General features: G+C 44.6%; 20 protein-coding genes. 13 read left to right on the top strand and 7 right to left on the bottom strand.

Annotation, left to right across the window (positions count from 1 at the left end; genetic code table 11):
• The first annotated feature begins 2 nt into the window (after positions 1-2).
• The 5 genes from JKJ11_RS04610 (at position 3) to JKJ11_RS04630 (ending at position 6,151) form a co-directional block, all read left to right on the top strand.
• The gene (locus JKJ11_RS04610; RefSeq protein WP_198557450.1) at positions 3-1,457 is read left to right on the top strand and encodes an ATP-binding protein; all 1,455 of its coding nucleotides are present in this window, start codon (positions 3-5) and stop codon (positions 1,455-1,457) included.
• A gap of 98 nt (positions 1,458-1,555) precedes the next feature.
• Positions 1,556-2,812: an ABC transporter substrate-binding protein gene (locus tag JKJ11_RS04615; RefSeq protein ID WP_038223373.1), complete on the top strand. Its 1,257-nt coding sequence runs from the start codon at positions 1,556-1,558 to the stop codon at positions 2,810-2,812.
• A gap of 242 nt (positions 2,813-3,054) precedes the next feature.
• Positions 3,055-4,053: a TRAP transporter substrate-binding protein gene (locus JKJ11_RS04620; RefSeq protein ID WP_006075543.1), complete on the top strand. Its 999-nt coding sequence runs from the start codon at positions 3,055-3,057 to the stop codon at positions 4,051-4,053.
• Positions 4,054-4,133: 80 nt separating this feature from the next.
• Positions 4,134-4,787 carry a TRAP transporter small permease gene (locus tag JKJ11_RS04625; protein WP_252038791.1) on the top strand — a complete coding sequence of 218 codons (654 nt, stop codon included), beginning with the start codon at positions 4,134-4,136 and terminating at the stop codon, positions 4,785-4,787.
• Between the two features lie 2 nt (positions 4,788-4,789).
• Positions 4,790-6,151, top strand: coding sequence for a TRAP transporter large permease (locus tag JKJ11_RS04630; protein ID WP_006075545.1), 1,362 nt, complete (start codon positions 4,790-4,792; stop codon positions 6,149-6,151).
• Between the two features lie 32 nt (positions 6,152-6,183).
• On the opposite strand, the gene JKJ11_RS04635 is transcribed toward JKJ11_RS04630, so the two are convergent.
• From JKJ11_RS04635 to JKJ11_RS04645, 3 genes are all read right to left on the bottom strand, one after another.
• On the bottom strand, positions 6,184-6,372 hold the full coding sequence (locus JKJ11_RS04635) for a hypothetical protein (protein WP_006075546.1): 189 nt from the start codon (positions 6,370-6,372) through the stop codon (positions 6,184-6,186).
• A gap of 96 nt (positions 6,373-6,468) precedes the next feature.
• Positions 6,469-7,815 (bottom strand): sigma-54-dependent transcriptional regulator, encoded by a 1,347-nt coding sequence (locus JKJ11_RS04640; RefSeq protein WP_006075547.1) that lies wholly within the window; start codon positions 7,813-7,815, stop codon positions 6,469-6,471.
• 3 nt (positions 7,816-7,818) lie between these two features.
• Positions 7,819-9,609: a sensor histidine kinase gene (locus JKJ11_RS04645; protein ID WP_252038792.1), complete on the bottom strand. Its 1,791-nt coding sequence runs from the start codon at positions 9,607-9,609 to the stop codon at positions 7,819-7,821.
• A 560-nt stretch (positions 9,610-10,169) separates the two neighbouring features.
• Between JKJ11_RS04645 and tig the strand changes: the two genes are divergently transcribed.
• The 7 genes from tig (at position 10,170) to JKJ11_RS04680 (ending at position 19,054) form a co-directional block, all read left to right on the top strand.
• A complete protein-coding gene (tig, locus tag JKJ11_RS04650; protein WP_240207397.1) occupies positions 10,170-11,474 on the top strand; it encodes a trigger factor in 1,305 nt (434 codons plus the stop codon).
• A gap of 105 nt (positions 11,475-11,579) precedes the next feature.
• Complete coding sequence (gene clpP, locus JKJ11_RS04655) at positions 11,580-12,203, top strand: ATP-dependent Clp endopeptidase proteolytic subunit ClpP (RefSeq protein WP_038229800.1); 624 nt, start codon at positions 11,580-11,582, stop codon at positions 12,201-12,203.
• A gap of 123 nt (positions 12,204-12,326) precedes the next feature.
• On the top strand, positions 12,327-13,607 hold the full coding sequence (clpX, locus tag JKJ11_RS04660; protein WP_038229801.1) for an ATP-dependent protease ATP-binding subunit ClpX: 1,281 nt from the start codon (positions 12,327-12,329) through the stop codon (positions 13,605-13,607).
• A gap of 117 nt (positions 13,608-13,724) precedes the next feature.
• Complete coding sequence (gene lon, locus JKJ11_RS04665; RefSeq protein ID WP_252038793.1) at positions 13,725-16,076, top strand: endopeptidase La; 2,352 nt, start codon at positions 13,725-13,727, stop codon at positions 16,074-16,076.
• Positions 16,077-16,271: 195 nt separating this feature from the next.
• On the top strand, positions 16,272-16,544 hold the full coding sequence (hbs, locus tag JKJ11_RS04670) for a non-specific DNA-binding protein Hbs (RefSeq protein ID WP_006075676.1): 273 nt from the start codon (positions 16,272-16,274) through the stop codon (positions 16,542-16,544).
• A gap of 185 nt (positions 16,545-16,729) precedes the next feature.
• Positions 16,730-18,589, top strand: a complete 1,860-nt coding sequence (ppiD, locus tag JKJ11_RS04675) for a peptidylprolyl isomerase (protein ID WP_124940764.1) — start codon at positions 16,730-16,732, stop codon at positions 18,587-18,589.
• Between the two features lie 171 nt (positions 18,590-18,760).
• Positions 18,761-19,054: a ComEA family DNA-binding protein gene (locus JKJ11_RS04680; RefSeq protein ID WP_006075255.1), complete on the top strand. Its 294-nt coding sequence runs from the start codon at positions 18,761-18,763 to the stop codon at positions 19,052-19,054.
• Here JKJ11_RS04680 and rrtA read toward each other — a convergent pair.
• Entirely contained in the window at positions 19,037-19,600 is a 564-nt protein-coding gene (rrtA, locus tag JKJ11_RS04685) for a rhombosortase (protein WP_198557454.1), read from the bottom strand. The two genes, JKJ11_RS04680 and rrtA, sit on opposite strands and share 18 nt — an antisense overlap.
• On the opposite strand from rrtA, the gene JKJ11_RS04690 reads away from it, so the two are divergent.
• A complete protein-coding gene (locus tag JKJ11_RS04690) occupies positions 19,599-20,219 on the top strand; it encodes a tRNA-uridine aminocarboxypropyltransferase (protein ID WP_252039097.1) in 621 nt (206 codons plus the stop codon). The two genes, rrtA and JKJ11_RS04690, sit on opposite strands and share 2 nt — an antisense overlap.
• Before the next feature lie 20 nt (positions 20,220-20,239).
• Here JKJ11_RS04690 and JKJ11_RS04695 read toward each other — a convergent pair whose 3' ends face one another.
• The 3 genes from JKJ11_RS04695 to JKJ11_RS04705 form a co-directional block, all read right to left on the bottom strand.
• Positions 20,240-21,571: an anti-phage deoxyguanosine triphosphatase gene (locus tag JKJ11_RS04695; RefSeq protein ID WP_006075258.1), complete on the bottom strand. Its 1,332-nt coding sequence runs from the start codon at positions 21,569-21,571 to the stop codon at positions 20,240-20,242.
• An 18-nt stretch (positions 21,572-21,589) separates the two neighbouring features.
• A complete protein-coding gene (gene yfbR, locus JKJ11_RS04700) occupies positions 21,590-22,174 on the bottom strand; it encodes a 5'-deoxynucleotidase (RefSeq protein ID WP_006075259.1) in 585 nt (194 codons plus the stop codon).
• A gap of 83 nt (positions 22,175-22,257) precedes the next feature.
• Complete coding sequence (locus JKJ11_RS04705) at positions 22,258-23,472, bottom strand: pyridoxal phosphate-dependent aminotransferase (protein ID WP_006075260.1); 1,215 nt, start codon at positions 23,470-23,472, stop codon at positions 22,258-22,260.
• Positions 23,473-23,548: the final 76 nt, after the last annotated feature.

Below are 23,548 nucleotides of genomic sequence, written 5' to 3' on the forward strand. Positions count from 1 at the left end.
ACATGTCTAGAACTCATTGGCTAAAGCGTTTTAGCCCTAACTCTTTAGTCGCGAGAACACTGCTGCTGACTTTGTTGGCAGTCGTGTGCTCTCAAGGTGTACTCACGGCAATTTGGTACCAAAAAACTAAGCAAGATGAGCTATCAGGTATTCGTGATACCTCTGCTAGTATGGCGACCATGTTCGCTTCAACGGTGACCTTTTTCCAAAAACTCCCTATTAAATATCGCCATATTGTTCTCGACCAGATACGTAATATGGGTGGTACTCGTTTCTTCGTTTCATTCAATAAAGAAGAGCTCATCGTTGACCCGATTCCAGACACCCCGCTTAAACTGGCGTCTATGGATTCGGTGACCAAAGTGCTGGAAGAGAAGCTACCGACCATAGAAGCTGTAAAGGTGAACTTCTCGAAAGCAGAAAACTTACGACTGCTCAAAAACGATATTTTTATCAAAGATCTGCCTAAGTCTTGGGCACACCATACGTTAACGCTAGGTCCACTAGACCCGCCAATTCTGGTGGTACAATTGAAGCTTAATCAAGATGAGTGGATCTATATCGCGGCTTTATTGCCTTCACCATATATTCAGCTCGAAGATACCATGCTGACTCAAGATCAAATGGTGTTCTTATTTACTTCTACAACCTTGTTGCTGATCCTGACTTTCCTTTTGGTTCGTGCTCAAGTTAAGCCTTTGAGAAGATTGGCGAAAGCTGCGAATGAAATGAGTATGGACATCGATCAGCCACCATTAAGAGAAGCTGGTGCTTCTGAACTCGTGACGGCAACACGTGCGTTTAACCGTATGCAGACACGTATTCGCCAGTATGTATCTGACCGTGAACACCTGTTTTCTTCTATCTCTCACGATTTGAAAACGCCTATTACACGTTTGAGGTTGAGAGCAGAACTTCTAGATGATGATGTCAGGCGAGACAAGTTTAACCAAGATCTGGATGACCTTGAAATGATGGTGAAAGGCGCGCTGCAGTGTGTACGTGATACCGATTTACATGAAAACAATGCCTACATTGACCTCAATGAGATGATTCGCAGTGTTTCAGAGACACATAACCAAGTGCATACGCTGGTTAGTTTCACCGCGCTTCCGATGGAGCCAGTAGTTGTTAAGCCACTAGCCATTAAACGAGTGCTGACTAACCTAATCGATAATGCGGTTAAATATGGCAATCGAGCATTTGTCAGCATTGAAGAGAATCCCAAATGGATCATCATTACCATTTTAGATAAAGGTCCTGGCATACCGGAGTCTCGCATCGAAGAAGTGTTCGAGCCATATGTTCGCATTGCAACGGATAAAGAGGGGCATGGTTTAGGCTTGGGGATCTGTCGCAGTATATTGCACGGCCTTGGCGGCGATTTGATCATTCGTAACGCAGATTTTGGTGGGCTAGAAGTACAAGTGTTTATTCCGCCCAACCTAGAGGCCTAGGCAGGCTAGCTATTGAATTAACCTCAAACAGAGCGTTAAAGTCACTGAATCCAATAACTCGATATCACTATAGTGATATCGATGCACAGATAACGGCAATGAATATGCGTAAATCACTACTAGCGTTACTGCTTACTTCCACAATCTTTCCTACTTTTCTGCAAGCGAGTGAAGTTGAGGTGTTGCACTGGTGGACATCTGGCGGTGAAGCTAAATCGGTTCAAATCCTAAAACAGAAATTGGAGCAGCGAGGTTACACCTGGAAGGACTTTGCCATTGCTGGTGGAGGTGGTGAAAGCGCTATGACAGTGCTGAAAACTCGAGCGGTCTCGGGTAATCCTCCGTCAGCTGCCCAGATCAAAGGTGAGGATATTCAAGAGTGGGGAGGTTTAGGTTTTCTGACCAATCTTGATGATGTTGCCAAAGCTGATGGGTGGGATGAAGTATTGCCACCTGTCGTAGCGGCAGGCATGAAGTACGATGGCAAATATGTTGCTGTTCCAGTCAATATCCACCGAGTTAACTGGCTCTGGGTCAATCCACAAGTGTTAGAAAAATCGGGAGTGGATTCGGTTCCAGAAACTCTAGAACAATTCTTTGCTGCTGCGGAAAAAATCAAAGCTGCGGGCTTCACACCTCTTGCTAATGGCTCAGGCCCTTGGCAAGACACAACACTGTTTGAAACAATTGCCCTTGCGGTACTAGGACCTGAAGATTTTAGACAAGCGTTTGTTAATCTAGATATGGACACTTTGTCGAGCGACAAAATGGCGAAGGTATTTGAGACGTTCGGCCGAATGCGCGAATACATGGATGAGGACGTCCAAGGTCGAGAGTGGAACGTGGCAACCAACCGAGTTCTTAATGGGCAGGCTGCTATGCAGATCATGGGAGACTGGGCCAAGGGTGAATTTACCGCCGCAGGAAAAATTCCGGGTAAAGATTACCTATGCGTTCCCGCGCCGGGTACTAAAGGGCAGTTTATCCAGAATGTTGATAGTTTTGCCTTCTTTGATATCAAAGACGAAGCCGAAGTGAACGCCCAGAAAGCACTCGCCAGAACCATCATGGATAAGCAGTTCCAAGAAGTGTTCAACTTAAACAAAGGATCTTTCCCGGTTCGAACCGATATGGATATGCACGGTTTTGACAAGTGCGCTCTGGATTCTAGAAAAACATTTGAGCAAAGCATTGAAAATGGTGGTTTAGTACCAAGTATGTCGCAAAATATGGCGACAACGAGTTATGTACTGGGCGCGATTACGGATGTAGTTTCCAACTTTTTTAACGATCCAGAAGCTGACCCGAAGAAAGCTGCTCACAAATTAGCGAAAGCGGTTAAAGCGGCTATCTAGTAACTGCTTTTCCCGTTAGAAAAGCGGAAGTTACCATGGGTAGAAATGGGCTTGTTTCTACCCTTTTTCATTTTATAAATGTGTCACTTTCCACCCATTTCAAAGGCTGGTTCTACACTTGAAAATAGAAATCTTTTATAACTCGTTGTAATTATAGCTTTTTTTTGATTGGCATCGTTATTGCTCTAACAAGATTATCAGTACCCATTGAAGGGACTGCATTAATCCAAAGGAGAATAATAATGTTAAAGCCTCTATCCCTACTGTCTGTTTCTGCTATTGCTCTAGCAAGTTTTAATGCCTCTGCGGCGTGTGATCCAGGTGAGATTGTGATTAAGTTTAGTCACGTAACCAACACCGACAAACACCCTAAAGGTATTGCCGCGTCATTGTTAGAAGAGCGTGTAAATACAGAAATGAACGGTAAAGCGTGTATGCAGGTGTTTCCTAACTCTACTCTTTACGATGACAATAAAGTTCTCGAAGCCCTTTTAAACGGCGATGTTCAACTTGCCGCTCCTTCACTTTCTAAATTCGAGAAATTCACCAAGAAGTACCGCATCTTCGACCTACCTTTCCTATTTGAAAACGTAGAAGCCGTTGATCGTTTCCAAAACTCAGAGTCGGGTGAAAAACTGAAGAACGCGATGAATCGTCGTGGTCTGCAAGGTCTGGCATTTTGGCATAACGGCATGAAACAAATGTCGGCGAATAAGCCACTTCTTGTTCCTGGTGATGCGAAAGGCCTGAAATTCCGTGTTCAAGCTTCTGACGTGTTAGTTGCTCAGTTTGAACAGTTAGGTGCAAACCCTCAGAAAATGTCATTCAAAGAAGTGTATGGCGGCCTGCAAACGAAGGTTATCGATGGTCAAGAAAACACGTGGTCAAATATCTACGGCAAGAAGTTCTTTGAAGTTCAAGACGGTGTGACAGAAACCAACCACGGTATTCTTGACTATCTTGTAGTGACTTCAAAGGAGTTCTGGGATGGTATGCCGGATGATACTCGTGAGCAGTTCGCACAGATCCTAAAAGAAGTGACTGAGACTCGTAACTCAGAGTCGAGCAAAGTGAACCTAGCCAATAAAAACAATATTGTTGAAGCGGGTGGTGTCGTGCGTACTTTGACACCAGAGCAACGTCAACAGTGGGTTCAAGCTCTGCAACCTGTTTGGAAAAAGTTTGAGAAAGACATTGGTGCGGACTTGATCGAAGCCGCTCAAGCATCAAACCAACAATAACCTCGAAATTCATTGTTAAGGGCCCTACGGGAAGTGGGGCCTAACCCTCTGTCCCTACTATTACAAAAGCGATGTATCACATGGAACAGTCTCTTATTTCTCGTATTGGTAAAGTGACCGATGCTTTTGAAGAAACGCTGATTGCTTTCTTCCTTGGCGCGATGACTTTGCTCACTTTTGCTAACGTTATTTCTCGTTATGTATTTAACGACAATATCCTTTGGGCTCTTGAACTTACCGTATTTATGTTTGCCTGGATGGTCCTTGTCGGCGCGTCCTATGGTGTTAAAAAGCACTTTCATATCGGTGTGGATGTTATCATCAATATGGTATCGGAGGATAAACGCAAACTGTTTGCCATTGCCTCGGTATTAGCTTGTTTGGTGTTTTCTATCTTATTGCTAATCGGTTCGTGGAACTACTGGTACCCGTTTGCCACCGAGCGAGCTTGGTATGAAACCGACGATATTCCTATGCCTGAGGTTTTACAGTTTTTAGCAGACTGGCTAAATGAAGGTGAACGTTACGAAAAACTGCCGCGCTTTATTCCTTATATGGCACTGCCAATTGGTATGGCATTACTGACCTTTAGATTTGCTCAAGCCGCTTACCAGATAATGACGGGTAAGTTGGACCGACTGATCGCAGGTCATGAAGCTGAAGAAGATCTAGAAGCGTTAAAAGCGGAAATGCAGGACAACGCGTTTGACAGTGTTAAAGACAAGGATAAATAAGCATGGATATTCTATTACTCTTCTTAATGGTGGTAGGCTTCATGCTAATTGGCGTGCCTATTGCCGTGTCACTGGGTTTGTCCAGTATCTTGTTCCTACTAATGCACTCGGACGCATCGTTAGCATCTGTAGCGCAAACCTTATTTAACGCCTTTGCAGGCCACTACACGTTACTTGCAATTCCATTCTTTATTCTGGCATCGAGCTTTATGTCGACGGGTGGTGTAGCAAAGCGCATCATTCGTTTTGCGATTGCTATGGTCGGTTGGTTCCGCGGTGGTCTTGCCATGGCATCAGTGGTGGCGTGTATGATGTTCGCAGCGTTATCGGGTTCATCGCCTGCAACAGTGGTAGCGATTGGTAGTATTGTTATCGCGGGTATGATCAAAAATGGCTATACCAAAGAGTTTGCAGCAGGGGTCATTTGTAATGCTGGTACTTTAGGGATTTTAATCCCGCCATCCATTGTAATGGTGGTCTACGCTGCGGCAACGGACGTTTCTGTAGGCCGTATGTTCCTTGGTGGCGTTATCCCAGGCTTGCTTGCGGGCTTGATGCTAATGATCGCCATTTATATCGCTGCAAAAGTAAAAGGATTGCCAAAGCAACCATTTGTAGGTTGGAAGGAAGTTTTCGATTCCGCTCGTGAAGCGAGTTGGGGTTTGCTGTTAGTAGTGATTATTCTTGGCGGAATCTACGGTGGTGTATTTACACCAACAGAGGCCGCAGCGGTCGCAGCAGTGTATTCATTTTTGATTGCTAACTTTATCTACAAAGATATGGGGCCGTTTGCTGATAAGGAAAATACCAAGCCAGCGATAGTTAAAGTGTTCCAAGCTTTTGTGCATAAAGATACCAAGCATACTCTGTTTGAAGCAGGAAAACTGACTATCATGCTTCTGTTTATCATTGCTAACGCTCTGATCCTTAAGCATGTATTAACAGAAGAACGTATTCCTCAAATGATCACTGAATCAATGCTTTCGGCAGGCCTTGGTCCAATTACCTTCCTGATTGTGGTGAATGTCCTACTGCTTATTGGTGGTCAGTTTATGGAGCCATCTGGCTTGTTGATCATCGTGGCGCCGTTAGTTTTCCCTATCGCCATTGCACTGGGTATCGACCCGATTCACCTTGGCATTATGATGGTCGTGAACATGGAAATAGGGATGATAACTCCGCCAGTTGGACTCAACCTGTTTGTCACCGCAGGGGTGGCGAAAATGTCGATGATGGGTGTGGTGAAAGCAGCACTGCCTTGGGTTGCGGTTATGTTCCTATTCTTGATAATTGTTACTTACGTACCTTGGGTTTCCACTTGGCTTCCGACCACATTAATGGGGCCAGAGATCATTACTAAATAACCATTTATTAATAACAAAAAAAGAGGAGGTCGTTAGACCTCCTCATCTATATGCTTGATATTCTGTGTTCTTGGATCCGGCTGAGAGCGTCTTTCATAAAAAACACGTCTACTCTGTTTTTTTCTTCTGTCTACAGTCTCGCTGGTGCGATGCTCAACGTAAAAAATACCATCGATTTCTACCGTATCAGAAATAAAGGGAACCTTTGTTTTTTCGCCCATAATCGTCTCCCTACGTGTTCTTATACCCAATTGTTATGCAACATCCTGTCTATATAATTTAAGTATAGGAGACTTGGCTCACACTTCTACAGTATTTTAGTAGGAGCTTTTGTAGGATTCCTTAATGAGCTGATATTTCTGCATTTTATCGTACAAAGTTTTTCTAGGAACGTTGAGCTTTTCCATTGTCGCCTTGATGCTACCATTGGTTTCGATAAGGGCATGCTCAATGACATTTTTTTCGAATAACCCCACTTGTTCGGCGAGAGACTGTCCTTCGCTACTTTCTTCTTGATTAGGCGTGCCTGCTTGAATTTTACCCAGTAGGACAAAACGCTCAGCACAGTTTCTTAGCTCTCTCACATTGCCGGGCCAATCATGGCCAATAAGTTGGCTAAGTTCGTGAGGAGTTAATGCATTAGCGGTTTTTCCATAGCGGGATGCAGCGACAAGCTGAAAGTGGTGGAACAGTGAAGCGATATCGTCTTTCCGCTCTCTTAGAGGAGGTAAATCTAAAGTCACGATATTTAGGCGGTAATAAAGATCTTGGCGAAAAGTACCTTGCATCGAAGCTTGGTTTAGATCGGTTTTTGTGGCGGCGATAACGCGAATATTTAGGGGAATGAGAGCATTAGAACCGACTCGCTCAATGGCTCTTTCCTGCAATACTCGCAGCAGTCTTATTTGCGCTTGCATTGGCATCGATTCTATTTCGTCCAAAAATAAGGTTCCGCCTTCTGCGTGTTCAAACTTACCAATACGCTTGCTCTCTGCGCCGGTAAACGCTCCTTTCTCATGGCCGTATAGCTCGCTTTCAATCAAATTCTCTGGAACCGCGCCACAGTTTACTGCGACGAAATTACCGTCTTTCCGTGAGCTCTGTTCATGTAAAGAACGTGCAACCAACTCTTTGCCTGTGCCCGTTTCTCCAAACAGCAAAATATCGGCATCGGTATCGGCAACCACAGAGATAGTAGAGCGGAGTTCTTGAATCACATTGGTGTCACCGATAATCCTCGGTCCAAGTGTTTGGCTTGCTTTTAGTGAGCGCTTAAGGCTTTCATTCTCAAGGGTAAGTTGTCGCTTCTCAATCGCTCGTTGTGTTATCTCGATGAGACGTTCAGCAGAAAAGGGTTTCTCGATAAAATCGTAAGCACCATCTTGAATGGCTTGAACCGCCATCGAAATATCGCCATGCCCAGTAATCAGGATGACGGGAATACCTTGGTGGTGGCGGGTGACAGTGTTGAGTAAATCCAGACCTGATAACCCAGGTAGACGAATATCGGAAATAATGGCAAGCGGAAGGTCATTTTGTTTTAGACACAACATGGCATCTTCAACAGACGCGAAGAATCGCGCCTCAATATCGGCGAGTTCGAAGCTTTGTTCCAACGCGGCTCTTATATCAGCTTCATCATCGATAAAAAACACTTGGCTCATAATTTAGTCCTTGTCCGCATGGGTGAAAATAGGCAATTCAACCGAGAAACGAGCGCCCCCAAGAGGAGATCGAGCGACACGAATCTTGCCGTTTAGGTTTTGAATAATTTGTTGGGAAATGGAAAGCCCTAACCCAAGGCCATTCTCTTTGGTTGTATAGAAGGGCTCAAACAGCTCTGCAATCGAGTTGCCATGCAAGCCCGGTCCAGAATCATCGATATGAATCGTCACTTTGGTTTGACCCTGTTCTATGGTCAACTCTAGTCGTTTTTGTTCACTATCATGCATGGCTTGCATTGCGTTAGTCAGCAAATTGATGAGGACCTGTTCAACCTGAATGGGATTGATTTGTACTAAGGTATCTTGCTGACCAATTTTACAATCGAGCATGACTCGATGACTCTTAAGTTGTGGTTGAATTAACTCTATGGTTGAAAATATCACCGGAGCAAGCTTGATACGGCTTAACTCATTGGCATCACTGCGTTTGGCGAAAGATTTAAGTTGCTGGCTGATTTTTGCCATTCGTTCAGTCAAAGCGACGATACGCTGTAAATTATCTTTTGCTCGGTCAACTTTGTTTTTGTCGATAAAACGTTGCCCGTTTTCGGCAAAGCTGCGAATGGCTGCAAGAGGGTTATTTAGCTCGTGACTAATACTGGCAGACATTTGACCTAGCACTGCCAATTTAGCGGCTTGAATGAGTTCATCATGAGCTTGTCGCAAGGCTTTCTCAGTTTTGACCCTTTCATCAATTTCTACATGCAGTTCGGCGGTGCGTTCCATCACCAAAAACTCAAGCTTTTGTTTCGCCTCAGTTTGCACCTGTTCGATCTGTCGGTGGCGATAGCGGCGGTTCTCAATCAGAGCGACGACTAGGTAAAGCGTAATAAAAACCAGTGCTAGCACGCTAATAAAGCCGAAAAGCTCAATATAGAGCGTCGAGAGAGGAGTTAATACCCTTAAAATAAGGTTTGGAATACCGGATTCACGTTGGGTAACCAAGTAGTGTTTGGTGAATATATTACCCTCAGGATTAGCAAGTTGGGCGGATTTTGCCGTCAGGTCACCGATGAATCCCAAACTGTGAATGTCGGTTTCTAAGTATTGTCTTGAATTACGGATACGTTGCAGTGTTTGCGAGTTCAGTGTTGAAAGACTGTTAAACAGCCAATTAGGGTTGCTAGACATGAACACGACGTGATTATTGTCGGTGGCAACATAGGTGCTAGTTTCACTTTGCCAGTTGCGTTCAATGGAAGACAGATCCATTTTGACCACCACCACACCAATGTGCTCTGCAGCATAAGTTACAGGAAAAGAGTAATAATAACCGCGTTGCCCAGATGTCGAGCCCAGCGCAAAATAAGTACTTCGTCCACCGTTAATGGCTTCTTGGAAATAAGGTCGAAACGCAAAGTTTTTGCCGATAAATGAACGTTCTAATGCCCAGTTACTTGAGGCAATGGTGTTGCCGTAACGGTCGATGAGATAGGTATCTGAGGCCAAGATAATCCGGTTGGCTTGCTCCAAGTAGCGATTAGTCACTTCAATTTGAGCGGTGTTGCTCGGGGATAATAATGCATCTACTAATTCTTTATCTTGCGACAGGAGTTGTGGGATATGTCGATACTTGTCCAGTTTACTGTCGATGGTTTCTACGAATCGGTTCAGCCAATTGTTATGCTGTTCTTCAAGAGCAGCGTAGCTGTGCTGCCAGTACCATTGACCGCCTACAGTCGAAATTAAGAGAAATAGGGCAACAAAGCCTAGCAAAATCCGTTTCAATCGCATCGTCGAACCCCAACGTTAAACCCCAACGATTCCGTATGTCGTTTGAAAGCATAGGTTAACGAATTTGAGGGTTTTGTGGCAAAAAAGTTATAAGAACTGAGAGGTTAACGCGTTGCAAAACAGGAGCAAGATCTCTTTTTTCGCCATTCACCAAAAAAAGCCCTTCACTCTCTTGAAAAAGCCGATATTGTCCCCATTTCAAGTTGGAATCGGTTGAAAACGTCATTGTTGAACGTTTTCTTGGAGTAATTAGAGACAAAACCACCGATTGACCCGACTTCGACTCGACAGGGTAGGCGGAGATCGCTAGAATGTCGCGTCTGAAATTTTGTCCTGAGACTAATCAGAGATGCCTTTGAGGCTGTCTATTCAGCCCGATGAAGACGTCACTCATTAGTCCGATAGCCAAGATAACATGCTAATTAAAGCATGATTTACTGGTTATCGATGCTCACTTTAAAGAAGTACCTATTGGTACTAACAAGGATGAAGCGGAAATATCCTCGTGATATGGATGCTCATACGCTCAGCCAACACTGAGCCAAACTGAGGTTTATACAATGCAAGTTACTGTTGAAACTCTAGAGGGCCTAGAGCGCCGTCTAAACATTACTGTTCCTGCTGCTAACATCGAAGACGCAGTGACAGCTGAACTACGCAACATCGCGAAAAACCGTCGTTTCGACGGTTTCCGTAAAGGTAAAGTACCGATGAAGATGGTTGCGCAAATGTACGGCAAAGCAGTACGTCAAGACGTGATGGGTGAAGTTATGCAACGTCACTTCATCGAAGCAATCGTTTCTGAAAAAATCAACCCAGCTGGCGCGCCTACTTTCGCTCCTGTTGAAAACGAAGCTGGTAAAGATCTTGTTTTCACTGCGACTTTCGAAGTTTACCCAGAAGTAGAACTTAAGGGTCTAGAAAACATCGTTGTTGAAAAGCCTGCAACTGAAGTAAATGACGCTGACGTTGAAGAAATGATCGACACTCTACGTAAGCAGCAAGCAACTTGGACTGATGTTGAAGAAGCAGCTGAAGACGGTAAGCGTGTAACTATCGATTTCACTGGTTCAATCGACGGTGAAGAGTTCGAAGGCGGTAAAGCTGAGAACTTCCCACTAGAAATGGGCGCTGGTCGCATGATCCCTGGTTTCGAAGACGGTATCCAAGGTAAGACTGCGGGTATGGAATTTGAAATCGACGTAAACTTCCCAGAAGATTACCACGCAGAGAACCTAAAAGGTAAAGCAGCTAAGTTCCTAATCAAAGTGAACAAAGTTGAAGCACGTGAGCTTCCAGAAGTAAACGACGAGTTCGTTGCTAAGTTCGGTGTTGCTGAAGGCGGCGTTGACGCTCTTAAAGCTGAAGTTCGTAAGAACATGGAGCGCGAGCTTAAGCAAGCAATCAAGAACCGTATCAAAGAGCAAGCTCTTGACGGTCTAGTTAAAGAGAACGACATCGACGTTCCTGCTGCACTAATCGACCAAGAAATCGGTGCTCTACGTCAGCAAGCTGCACAACGTTTCGGTGGCAACCCAGAAGCTGCACAACAGCTTCCACGTGAGCTATTCGAAGAGCAAGCTAAGCGTCGCGTAGTTGTTGGCCTACTTCTAGGTGAAGTGATCAAGTCTGAAGAGCTAGAAGCTAGCGATGAGAAAGTGAAAGAGCTTATCTCTGAAATGGCAACAGCGTACGAAGATCCATCAGAAGTAATCTCTTACTACGAGCAAAACGAGCAAATGATGAACAACATGCGCAACGTTGCACTAGAAGAGCAAGCGATCGATGCAATTCTTGCTAAAGCACAGGTTTCTGATAAAGAAGTTAGCTTCAACGAGCTAATGAACCAACAGCCTGCTGCTTAATAAGCAATATCTTGTATAGAAGGTTGACTTAGAGTCGACTTCTCTGCTAACAATGGTCCGTATGATGTTTATCATCCGGGCCATTTATTTTAGGGACATAAGAATATGAGCTACCAAGAAAAAAATGCAATGTCGCCAATTATGAACGCGCTAGTACCGATGGTGGTTGAACAAACTTCCCGTGGCGAACGCTCTTACGATATTTATTCGCGACTACTAAAAGAACGAATCATTTTCTTGACTGGTCAAGTGGAAGACAACATGGCGAACTTAATTGTTGCCCAGATGCTTTTCCTTGAATCAGAAAATCCTGACAAAGATATCTTCCTCTACATTAACTCTCCTGGTGGTAGCGTAACGGCTGGTATGTCGATTTACGATACTATGCAGTTTATTAAGCCTAATGTAAGCACGCTTTGTACTGGTCAAGCATGTTCCATGGGTGCCTTCCTACTTGCAGGTGGTGCTCCTGGTAAACGTTTTGCTCTGCCTAACTCTCGCGTGATGATTCACCAACCACTAGGCGGTTTCCAAGGTCAAGCTTCAGATATTCAGATTCATGCACAAGAAATTCTGACTATCAAACAGAAGCTGAACAATCTTTTGGCAGAACACTCAGGTCAGCCACTCGACGTTATCGAAAAAGATACTGACCGTGACAACTTTATGTCAGCTGCTCAGGCCGCTGAATACGGTATTATTGACGAAGTTTTAACCCATCGCGGTTAATCGACAATCGTTTGAGTAACAATTGACCAAATTGAAGCCTGTGAAAATCAAATTGGCGGGCGCAATTTGGTCTAAATTGATATACACTCAAAACATAGAAAGTAAAGGCTAAGAGGTTAGCGAATGACAGATAAAAGCAAAGAGAGTGGTAGCGGTAAACTGCTGTATTGCTCTTTCTGTGGTAAAAGTCAGCACGAAGTTCGCAAGCTAATCGCAGGTCCGTCTGTTTACATTTGCGATGAGTGTGTTGATTTATGCAACGACATCATCCGTGAAGAAATCAAAGATGTGCTGCCGAAGAAGGAATCTGAAGCGTTACCAACGCCAAGAGACATTCGCGCACACCTCGATGATTATGTAATCGGTCAAGACTACGCGAAGAAAGTTCTCTCAGTCGCTGTTTACAACCACTATAAGCGCTTGCGCAATGGTGATACAACGGCAGACGGTGTTGAACTCGGTAAGAGTAATATCCTTCTTATCGGTCCGACGGGTAGTGGTAAAACACTGCTTGCTGAGACGCTTGCACGTTTCCTTGATGTGCCATTCACAATGGCCGACGCAACAACATTGACCGAAGCCGGTTATGTTGGTGAAGACGTTGAAAACATCATCCAAAAACTACTTCAGAAGTGCGACTACGATGTAGCAAAAGCCGAGCGCGGTATTGTCTATATCGATGAGATTGACAAAATTTCACGTAAAGCTGAGAACCCATCTATCACACGAGATGTGTCGGGAGAAGGGGTTCAGCAGGCACTACTAAAACTGGTTGAAGGTACAATTGCATCGGTTCCACCTCAAGGTGGTCGTAAGCACCCACAACAAGAATTTTTGCAGGTAGATACCTCTAAGATTCTGTTTATTTGTGGTGGTGCATTCGCAGGTCTCGATAAAGTGATCGACCAACGTGTTGCAACTGGCACTGGTATTGGTTTCGGCGCAGAAGTTCGTTCAAAAGACGAAACTAAGACTGTCGGCGAGCTATTTACCCAAGTTGAGCCAGAAGATCTAGTTAAGTACGGTCTAATTCCAGAGTTCATTGGTCGTCTACCTGTGACAACGACTCTAACCGAGCTTGATGAAGATGCACTGATTCAAATCTTGAATGAGCCGAAGAACGCACTGACCAAACAGTATGGTGCGCTATTCGACCTTGAAGGTGTTGAGTTGGAGTTCCGCGAAGATGCACTGCGTGCGATTGCTAAGAAAGCAATGGAGCGTAAAACAGGTGCTCGTGGTCTACGTTCAATCCTTGAAGGTGTGCTGCTAGAAACGATGTACGAATTACCATCGGCTACTGACGTAAGCAAAGTGGTTATTGATGAAAGTGTGATAAATGGTGAGTCAGAACCGCTACTTATCTACACAAACAACGATAATCAAGTTGCCAGCGCCGAGTAATTTGCGAAGCTGAGATAAAAAGGAGGTATTTGATACCTCCTTTTTTTATTTCTTTATTGAATCCAACGAATACGCCCCCATATACTGAAAATAATACTAAGCGGAAGAGAGAATAATATGAACTTGGAACGTTCCGAGCGTATAGAAATCCCGGTATTGCCTCTGCGCGACGTGGTTGTTTATCCACACATGGTGATTCCTTTGTTTGTTGGCCGCGAAAAGTCCATTAGTTGCTTAGAAGCGGCGATGGATAATGACAAACAAGTACTCCTTGTGGCTCAGAAAGAAGCAGATACTGAAGAGCCAAAAATCGACGATCTATTCACAACAGGCACAGTTGCAACCATTTTGCAGCTTCTCAAGCTACCGGATGGCACAGTAAAAGTGCTGGTTGAAGGTCAGCAGCGTGCCAAAATTAACAATTACCGCGATGAAGAATTTTTCGTAGCGGATGCTGAATACCTGATCACGCCAGAACTCGATGAGCGTGAGGAAGAGGTCATTGTACGTAGTGCAATCGACCAGTTTGAGGGTTTCATCAAACTGAACAAGAAGATTCCACCAGAAGTACTAACGTCTCTCGGTGGCATCGATGAAGCAGCGCGTCTTGCTGATACTATCGCTGCTCATATGCCGCTTAAACTCGTAGATAAGCAGCAAGTGCTTGAGTTGCTTGATGTAACTGAGCGTTTAGAGTTCTTAATGGGACAAATGGAATCGGAAATCGACTTACTGCAAGTTGAGAAACGCATTCGTGGTCGCGTTAAGAAACAAATGGAAAAATCTCAGCGTGAGTACTACCTGAATGAGCAAATGAAGGCGATTCAGAAAGAACTCGGCGACTTAGATGATGCTCCTGATGAGTTCGAAACACTGAAGGCTAAGATTGAAGAATCAAAAATGCCTGCCGAAGCGAAAGAGAAGACCGAACAAGAGCTACAAAAGCTTAAGATGATGTCTCCGATGTCCGCTGAAGCAACCGTTGTTCGCAGTTACATCGACTGGATGGTAGGTGTTCCTTGGGCTAAACGCTCTAAAGTGAAAAAGAACCTAGCAAAAGCGGAAGAAGTACTGAACGAAGACCACTATGGCCTAGAGCGCGTTAAAGAGCGCATCCTTGAGTATTTGGCGGTGCAAAACCGCATTAACAAGCTAAAAGGTCCTATCTTGTGCCTTGTTGGTCCTCCTGGTGTGGGTAAAACCTCCCTCGGTCGCTCAATCGCGGCTGCAACGGGTCGTAAATATACTCGTATGGCATTGGGTGGTGTACGTGACGAAGCGGAAATCCGTGGTCACCGACGCACCTACATCGGTTCTATGCCGGGCAAGTTGATTCAGAAGATGTCGAAAGTTGGTGTTAAAAACCCACTATTTCTTCTGGATGAGATCGACAAGATGTCTTCAGATATGCGTGGTGACCCGTCATCAGCGCTGCTTGAAGTTCTAGACCCAGAGCAGAACAATGCCTTTAACGATCACTATCTAGAAGTCGATTACGACCTTTCTGACGTAATGTTTGTTGCAACGTCTAACTCAATGAACATTCCAGGGCCTTTACTTGATCGTATGGAAGTGATTCGTCTTTCTGGATATACAGAAGATGAAAAGCTGAACATTGCTAAGCGTCACCTCGTGTCTAAGCAAGTTCAACGTAATGGCTTGAAGCCGAACGAAATTGAAATTGAAGACTCTGCGATCATTGGCATCATTCGCTACTACACACGTGAAGCGGGTGTTCGTAGCCTTGAGCGTGAAGTCTCAAAGATCTGCCGTAAAGCAGTTAAGAACATCTTGCTTGATCCGAAACTGAAAACGGTGACGGTAAATCAAGATAACTTGAAAGAGTACCTAGGTGTCCAACGCTTTGACTATGGTAAAGCGGACGACAGCAACCGCATTGGGCAGGTAACGGGCCTAGCGTGGACGGAAGTAGGTGGCGACCTATTGACTATCGAAACTGAAGCGATGGTCGGTAAAGGTAAGCTGACTCAAACCGGTTCATTGGGCGATGTGATGCAAGAGTCAATTCAAGCCGCGATGACGGTTGTACGTTCTCGTGCAGAGAAGCTTGGTATTAACTCAGACTTCTACGAGAAGCGTGACATTCATGTTCACGTTCCTGAAGGTGCGACGCCGAAAGACGGTCCAAGTGCGGGTATCGCAATGTGCACCGCTTTAGTTTCGAGCTTGACAGGTAACCCAGTGAAAGCTGAGGTGGCAATGACAGGTGAAATCACTCTACGTGGTGAAGTTCTACCTATCGGCGGCCTGAAAGAAAAACTACTTGCAGCGCATCGTGGCGGCATCAAAACGGTATTGATTCCTAAGGATAATGAACGTGACTTGGAAGAAATTCCTGACAACGTTATTGCGGATCTGAAGGTGATTCCGGTGCAATGGATTGATGAAGTTCTTGAAGTTGCTTTAGAGAGAGCACCGCTTGGAGCGGCATTTGAACCTGTAAAATAGTGATGTGCTCCAAATTTAGGTAAAAGAAATGCGCTGATAGGCAAAAAAAGCTTGTCAGCGTTTTTTTGTAGCACTAAGTTTAGCTATGTAACTCTGAAGCCCTTGATAGACAAGGCTTAGAGTCTTCAACTACGAGAATGGAACTAACGTTACCTTTTAAAAAATAACAATTCGGTAACAGAAAGGGGAAACACAGTGAACAAAACACAATTAGTGGAAAAAATCGCAGAGAACGCAGATCTATCTAAAGCTTCAGCTGGTCGTGCACTAGATGCTTTCATCGAAGCAGTTAGCACTACTCTAGAAGAAGGTGATCAAGTGGCTCTAGTTGGCTTCGGTACTTTCAGCGTACGTACTCGTGCAGCACGTACAGGTCGTAACCCAAAAACTGGTGAAGAGATCCAAATCTCTGAAGCTAAAGTTCCTGCATTCAAAGCAGGTAAAGCTCTTAAAGACGCTTGTAACTAATCATTTGTTACAGTTGTACGCAAACCTTGCGTCAACTGAGCAAAAATTAAGCTTTTGTAAGGCTTAATCGACAAAATGAGTCGAACTTTTTTTAAATATGCGCATCTTACTGATGCGCATTTCTTTTTCTGATATTATCCGATGCAGTAGAAGATAACCCTTCCTATCTGGAGAGTAATAAAATTATGATGGAGCGAATTCGCGAAGGCGTGAATAGCATCGCGGTTAAAATTATCTTAGGACTCATTATTCTGTCTTTTGTGTTTGCTGGTGTAGGTAGCTATATCGCAGGCGGAATTGGCAATACTGCGGCAAAAGTGGGTAATGTAGAAATCGGTCGTGGTGAGTTTGAACAAGCGTATCAAAATGAACGCAATCGCATGCAATCTCAGCTTGGTGATTACTTCTCGACTCTGCTTGGTGACCCAAGCTACGTAGCGTCTTTCCGTAAGTCAGTCCTTGATCGTATGATTAATGACGTGTTGCTTGAGCAACATGCAGAATCGCTAGGACTACGTATTAGCGACGCTCAAATCCGTCAAATGATTCTTGAGATGCCTCAGTTCCAAAATGACGGAAAATTTGACCAAGACATTTATCAAGCAACGCTGCGCCGTGCTGGTTTCAGTGCTGACAGCTTTGCAGAGTACCTTCGCCGTGATTTGGTTCGCAACCAACTACTATCGGCATTGCAAGGTAGTGAGTTTACGCTTCCTAGCGAAATTGAGCTTCAAAGCAAGCTGCTAACCCAAACGCGTGATATCAAAACGCTGACACTATCGCTAGCTGACTTCTCTAAGAAAGCTCAAATTACTGATGAAGAGATTCAAAAGTATTATGAAGAGAACCCTGGGCAGTTTACGCGTCCAGAGCAAGTTAAAGTGGCTTACATTGAGCTATCTGCTCAAGCACTTAAAGATCAAGTTAAAGTCACTGACGATGAAATTCAGAAATACTACGACGAGCATTTAGACAAATACTCCACTTCTGAGCAACGTGAAGTGAGCCATATTTTGGTTCAAGGCGATGACGAAGCGAAAGCACAAGCAATTTTGGACGAGCTAAATGCTGGTGCTGATTTCGCGACGCTAGCGAAAGAAAAGTCAGAAGACATTGGTAGCTCTGAAGAGGGCGGTTCTTTAGGTTGGATCGAACGTGATGTAATGGATCCTGCTTTTGAAGAAGCTGCATTTGCTCTTAAGAATGTGGGCGATACGACAGGTTTAGTTAAGTCTGATTTCGGGTACCACATCATTAAACTTGACGCTATCAAGGCATCTGAGTCTAAGCCTTTAGCTGAAGTGAAAGACGAAATCATCGCTGAGCTTAAAGACCAAGTAGCGGTGGATGAGTTCTATAACCTACAAAACGAACTAGAGAAGGTTGCTTTCGAATATCCTGATTCACTGGATGATGCAGCGAAAGCGGTAAATCAGAAAGTCGTGACTACTGATTTCATTTCTCAAGTTGATGCGCCAGAAATCTTGAAAACGCCAGCAGTGATGCAAGCGATTCAGTCACCAGAAGTGAAAGAAGATGGCCTTAACTCTGAAGTGATGGAAGTGGCTCCAGAGCATATTATTGTGGTTCGTGTCGATGACGTTCGTGAACAAACTGTATTGCCACTTGAAGAAGTGAAAGAGCAAGTGGAAACTCAGCTAGCGAAGGTTAAAGGTGAGCAAGCGGCTATGGAGTTGGGTGTTCAGTTAGTGAATGAGCTAAAAGAAGGCAAACAAGACGCACTTCAAGCGAACAGTCTAAGTTTTGGAGAACTGGAAGCTATCGACCGTAGCTCTCCATTAGCAGGCACTGTGTTTGCAATGACTAAGCCAGCAGAAAACGCAGCGACCTACGCTCAGACTAAAGATATGGAAGGCAACATTGTTGTTGTTGAGCTAACTAAAGTCGCTTCTGAGTACAACGAAGCATACAACGAGCAAATCGGCGCTCAAATGGAACGTGAGGCTACTCAACAAGACTTAGCTTCCGTACTTTCAATTCTGCGCAAAAATACGGACATCGAATATTTGCTTGATGCTGAATAACAGCATTAACAGAGTCGATGACGCAATTCAGCTCACAGTTCTTGTGTAACTGATAAGCTAATAAAAACGGACCGCATTCGCGGTCCGTTTTGTTTTCAGTAGACAAAACTTTTCAGTTTGTTTTTTCTGGGTATCTTGAATGGCGACTTTTAGTGAGAAAAAGGAATTCAAATGAAGTATCTAAAAAACGTTTGGCTGCTACTAGTTTTGTTAGTTGCCCCAGTGAGCTTTTCCTATGCATCTGAAGCGAAGAAACTAGAGGGGATAGAGATAACAGTCAATATCAACCAAGCGGGCCCTGAGGAACTAGCGGAACTGCTCAAAGGTGTTGGCGAGGAAAAAGCAAAAGATATTGTGGAGTATCGCGATCAACACGGAAGTTTTAAATCGGCAGATGATTTAACTCAAGTGAAAGGTATTGGTGAAGCAACGGTAGAGAAGAACCGTTCAAGAATCACTTTGTAACTTACGACGATAGACGCTTACCGAGAGTGCCAAAATCAAGCCGACGCCAAGTCCTATTGCGTGGGCTTGTGTCGCAACTGGAGCCGCGATTAGCTGCGAGGTCGCTTCTGACGCGCCGTATAAGCTTTCCCAGGCCACTTTACCGATGATACCCAAGACCAACAGCCAACTTGAATTTCTTCCACTCAGTGCCTCTTGTAGCGCCCAATAAGCAAATAGAGCGTGGAGTACTCCTGATAGGCCTAGGTAATACGTTAAGTTTGTGAACAACAAAGCGAAACCAATAGAGGTCGCACTAATTAGCGTAACAGCCACCACTGACCGCCACGAAGGACGAAATACGTAGCAAATGACCCAGAGTCCGGCGAGGTTCATGCCCAGATGTGCTAGGTTGGTATGCGAGAAATTTCCTGATACTATCCGCCACCATTGACCCGCGTGTATTGCTAGCTTGTTCCATTCTACTAAGGATTGTAAGCTCGGAATTTGCAGTAATGCGCAAAGCAGAGAAAACAGCAATAGTCTTATGACGAAAGAAGTGTCCATATCTCGATATTGTCCCAAGTGCTTGAAAGCTAAGCGCGCTTGTATTTGTCAGTGGATTCAACCCGTTCACTGTGACACACAATTGATCATTTTGCAGCATCCAAGTGAAGAAAAGCGTCCGCTTGGGACGGCGCGAATTCTGTCCTTGTCATTGCCAAACGGACATCTTTTTATTGGTGAGGATTTCTCGACCCATCAGGCGCTTAATGACCTGTTGGCTGATGATAGATACCAGTCAGTGGTGCTGTATCCGGGTGAAGACTCTGTTGAATTATCGCAAGTACAACTCGCAGCGTCTAACAAGCACTTGCGTGTCATTCTACTAGACGGAACGTGGAAGAAAGCGTTTAAGATGTGGAAACTGTCTACGAATTTGCATGCTTTACCGTTGGTTAAATTGCCAGAGACCTTGCAGGGCGATTATCGGATTCGCAAAGCACCATCACCTAATGCACTATCCACGGTTGAAGCGGGCCATCATATTATTCAAACGTTAGAGCCTGAACGGAACTTCGACGCTATGCTGGTTGCATTTGAAAAAATGATAGAGTTCCAGATTCAGCAAATGCCTTCAGGTGTTTATGAAAAAAACTATTGCGCTCCGGACTCCAACAAATAAGGCTTTACCCTTTCTAATCACTAGTAATTCGAATGCGCCGCAAACAGTTGTTGATGCATCTTTTGGGCATAGCCGTCAGTCATGGCGGAAATATAGTCGGCTATCACACGCATTCCGTTATCTTGTTGTCCACTGGCTTTACGCCAAAGGTTGCGTGTTGACTCAGGAAGTAAGCGCTCAGGGTCGGCGCTGAATGCTTCAAAAAGATCCATAATGATTTGTTGGCCTTTGTACTCGACGATTTGTACCCTTGGTACTTGAATCACGAACTCACTGACAAATCGTTTCAGAATCGCCAAGACACATTCCATATCACCATCAAGGTAGGCATTGTAGTGAAGTAGAGGATCGTCGAAATTTACCTCGGGGACCTTTTTGACTTCAATGCTAGTTAATAGAGCGTTGACAATGCCTCCAATGGCGTCTTTTCGCTCGTAGTGTTTGCCTGAAAAAAGCAGTTCAGTGATAGAGTCAATATGTTCTGAGAGCCAAGTGTTGGTTTGTGTCTTAAGCTGCGCCGCGGCGTTGGCTTGCCACATATCTTTGTCCACCAACTCAAGCACAATTGCGTCTTCTAAGTCATGCACACCGTAAGCAATATCGTCAGCTAACTCCATGATAGAGCAATCAAGAGATTTGAATTGCGTCTTGTTGTGTTGAAGTGGTGTCAATTGCTCAAATCGCATGGTTTGCAACAATAATTTATCGCTGTCAGATAGTGGGTCGATAACCCAATCAAACTGGGGCTTATCTTTATCGTAGATCCCTTTTGCAGGCGCCCAGTCCTTCGCTTTTAACTGGCGTTGGCTGCTCACCGGGTGGGGCTGTTTGTCGGCGCAAGTTTGGCTAATAGGGGCGGGATATTTAAGCAAACCTAATAGGCTGCGGCGGGTGAGGTTCATTCCGTGATGCTCGGTGTAGGGTTCGAGTTGGGTGACGATACGAAACGTCTGGGCGTTACCTTCAAAACCACCATATTCACGCATCATGTAGTTGAGTGCGACTTCACCGCCATGCCCATAGGGTGGATGACCGATATCATGAGCGAGGCAGAGTGCTTCAATGAGTGCATCAGAAGGCAATAATGGTTCGAGTTCTGGCTGTTTTTGTTTTAATTGAGCTGCGATGCCTGAGCCAATTTGAGCCGCTTCGAGCGAATGTGTTAGGCGTGTGCGGTGAAAATCGTTAACACCTGTACCGTGCACCTGCGTTTTAGCTTGCAGTCGCCTAAACGCTGCAGAGTGGAGAATCCTAGCTCTATCACGTTGGAAGGGGTCGCGATGATCATTACGTCTGAGCTTGTGCTCATCACTATGTCTGGCTTGCCAAATTTGCATGGATTCTAACGGCATCTCAATTCCTCGAGTTGGCTAACTGATTTCATCAAGAGAAAGCTCAAAGCTTGGTGCAAAGGTGTTTAGGAAATAGTCCATCTCTTCGGTTTGCTTTTCAAGCAGTGTTTGGTCCAAACGTTTTTTGGCGAGAGCAAACTCATGGTTTCCAGCGCTCAGCTCCTCAAGACATTTCAAATATGCGCAGATAGAATCGGCTTGTTTGACAATTTGGGTGTCTTCTTCGTAAGCGTATTCTGAAATTAAGAAAGGTCGGAAATCATCCTGAAATTCTTCGGGTAACATAGACAGCAGCTTTCGCTCAGCTGCAGACTCTATCTTTTTGTATTCCTTTGCGATTTCTGGGTTGTAATATTTAACTGGTGTTGGAAGATCGCCCGTTAGCACTTCACTGGTATCGTGATACATCGCGAGAATCGCGATTCTTTCAGGGTTGGTTTTACCGCCAAATTTCTTGTTTTTTATGATGGCTAAAGCATGAGCAACGAAGGCGACTTGAAGACTGTGTTCAGAGATGTTTTCCGTTGAAACCGAACGCATTAATGGCCAGCGTTGGATCAGTTTCATTCGAGCAAGGTGAGCAAAAAAGTGACTTTCTTTCATACAGCGTAATCCCTTAATACTAGCGCCGAACTATTTATTCGGCGCTCAATAAGAATAGGCTTTATATCAGTGTTATGAAAGAGTTACTGGCTATATGTTGCCAAGAATTTTTCAAATCGACCAATCGCCATCTCTAGATCTTCTACGTGAGGTAGAGTAACGATGCGGAAGTGATCAGGTTTAGGCCAGTTGAAACCAGTGCCTTGCACGAGGAGAACCTTTTCTTGCTTCAAAAAATCGAGCACCATGCGCTGATCGTCTTTGATGTTGTACATCTTGGTGTCGATCTTGGGGAACAGGTACATAGCCCCCTTGGGCTTCACACAAGAGATTCCTGGAATTTGAGTAATAAGCTCGTAGGCTTTATCTCGCTGTTCTAATAAACGACCACCCGGCAAAATCAATTCATTGATACTTTGGTAGCCACCCAAGGCGGTCTGAATCGCGTGTTGCATCGGAACGTTAGCGCAAAGGCGCATCGAGGCAAGCATTTCAAGACCGGCAATGTACCCAGTGGCATGCTCCTTAGGGCCCGTCATAAACATCCAACCGCCACGGAAGCCACAAACGCGATAAGACTTAGAAAGACCATTGAAGGTCACTACGAGTACATCTTCGGTTAGGGTTGCAACTGAGGTATGAGTCGCGCCGTCATACAGAACTTTGTCGTAAATCTCATCTGCGAAGATGATAAGCTTATGCTGACGTGCAATTTCAATCACTTCGAGTAGGAAGTCACGACTATACACTGCACCGGTTGGGTTGTTCGGGTTGATAAGCACGATACCACGAGTTTTAGGCGTGATTTTCTTCTTGATATCATCTAGGTCTGGATACCAATCCGCTTGTTCGTCACAAAGATAGTGAACTGGGCTACCACCGGATAAAGAAACCGCCGCTGTCCATAGTGGATAGTCAGGAGCGGGAACTAACATTTCATCTCCGTTGTTTAACAGAGCTTGCATCGCCATTACAATGAGCTCCGAAACGCCATTGCCAATGTAAACATCTTCAACGTCTAAGCTACGAATGCCTTTACGCTGATAGTGTTGAACCACAGCTTTGCGCGCGGAGTATATACCTTTGGAATCACAATAACCTTGAGATGTAGGTAAATTCCTGATGACATCGACTAATATTTCATCAGGGGCATCAAAACCAAAAGGGGCGGGATTACCGATATTGAGTTTCAGTATTTTATGTCCCTCTTCTTCCATGCGCTTAGCATGTTTGAGTACAGGTCCCCTAATGTCGTAGCAGACATTATCGAGTTTTGATGACATCTCGATATTTTTCATTGCTATATTCCTAAAAAAACGGCTATTTCTTTACTAAATTACACTAAATTGGCTTTTGAAAGAATAAAAATCTGCC

Origin of the sequence: Vibrio sp. SCSIO 43133, assembly GCF_023716845.1 — a bacterium.
Taxonomy (GTDB): domain Bacteria; phylum Pseudomonadota; class Gammaproteobacteria; order Enterobacterales; family Vibrionaceae; genus Vibrio; species Vibrio mediterranei.

Excerpts from the sequence above, each read along its gene's own strand:
- clpX (WP_038229801.1), top strand. The coding sequence starts at position 12,327 with ATGACAGATAAAAGCAAAGAGAGTGGTAGCGGTAAACTGCTGTATTGC.
- rrtA (WP_198557454.1), bottom strand. The coding sequence starts at position 19,600 with ATGGACACTTCTTTCGTCATAAGACTATTGCTGTTTTCTCTGCTTTGC.
- yfbR (WP_006075259.1), bottom strand. The coding sequence starts at position 22,174 with ATGAAAGAAAGTCACTTTTTTGCTCACCTTGCTCGAATGAAACTGATC.
- JKJ11_RS04625 (WP_252038791.1), top strand. The coding sequence starts at position 4,134 with ATGGAACAGTCTCTTATTTCTCGTATTGGTAAAGTGACCGATGCTTTT.
- JKJ11_RS04705 (WP_006075260.1), bottom strand. The coding sequence starts at position 23,472 with ATGAAAAATATCGAGATGTCATCAAAACTCGATAATGTCTGCTACGAC.
- JKJ11_RS04635 (WP_006075546.1), bottom strand. The coding sequence starts at position 6,372 with ATGGGCGAAAAAACAAAGGTTCCCTTTATTTCTGATACGGTAGAAATC.
- JKJ11_RS04610 (WP_198557450.1), top strand. The coding sequence starts at position 3 with ATGTCTAGAACTCATTGGCTAAAGCGTTTTAGCCCTAACTCTTTAGTC.
- JKJ11_RS04645 (WP_252038792.1), bottom strand. The coding sequence starts at position 9,609 with ATGCGATTGAAACGGATTTTGCTAGGCTTTGTTGCCCTATTTCTCTTA.
- JKJ11_RS04615 (WP_038223373.1), top strand. The coding sequence starts at position 1,556 with ATGAATATGCGTAAATCACTACTAGCGTTACTGCTTACTTCCACAATC.
- JKJ11_RS04640 (WP_006075547.1), bottom strand. The coding sequence starts at position 7,815 with ATGAGCCAAGTGTTTTTTATCGATGATGAAGCTGATATAAGAGCCGCG.
- ppiD (WP_124940764.1), top strand. The coding sequence starts at position 16,730 with ATGATGGAGCGAATTCGCGAAGGCGTGAATAGCATCGCGGTTAAAATT.
- JKJ11_RS04680 (WP_006075255.1), top strand. The coding sequence starts at position 18,761 with ATGAAGTATCTAAAAAACGTTTGGCTGCTACTAGTTTTGTTAGTTGCC.
- tig (WP_240207397.1), top strand. The coding sequence starts at position 10,170 with ATGCAAGTTACTGTTGAAACTCTAGAGGGCCTAGAGCGCCGTCTAAAC.
- JKJ11_RS04630 (WP_006075545.1), top strand. The coding sequence starts at position 4,790 with ATGGATATTCTATTACTCTTCTTAATGGTGGTAGGCTTCATGCTAATT.
- JKJ11_RS04695 (WP_006075258.1), bottom strand. The coding sequence starts at position 21,571 with ATGCCGTTAGAATCCATGCAAATTTGGCAAGCCAGACATAGTGATGAG.
- lon (WP_252038793.1), top strand. The coding sequence starts at position 13,725 with ATGAACTTGGAACGTTCCGAGCGTATAGAAATCCCGGTATTGCCTCTG.
- clpP (WP_038229800.1), top strand. The coding sequence starts at position 11,580 with ATGAGCTACCAAGAAAAAAATGCAATGTCGCCAATTATGAACGCGCTA.
- JKJ11_RS04620 (WP_006075543.1), top strand. The coding sequence starts at position 3,055 with ATGTTAAAGCCTCTATCCCTACTGTCTGTTTCTGCTATTGCTCTAGCA.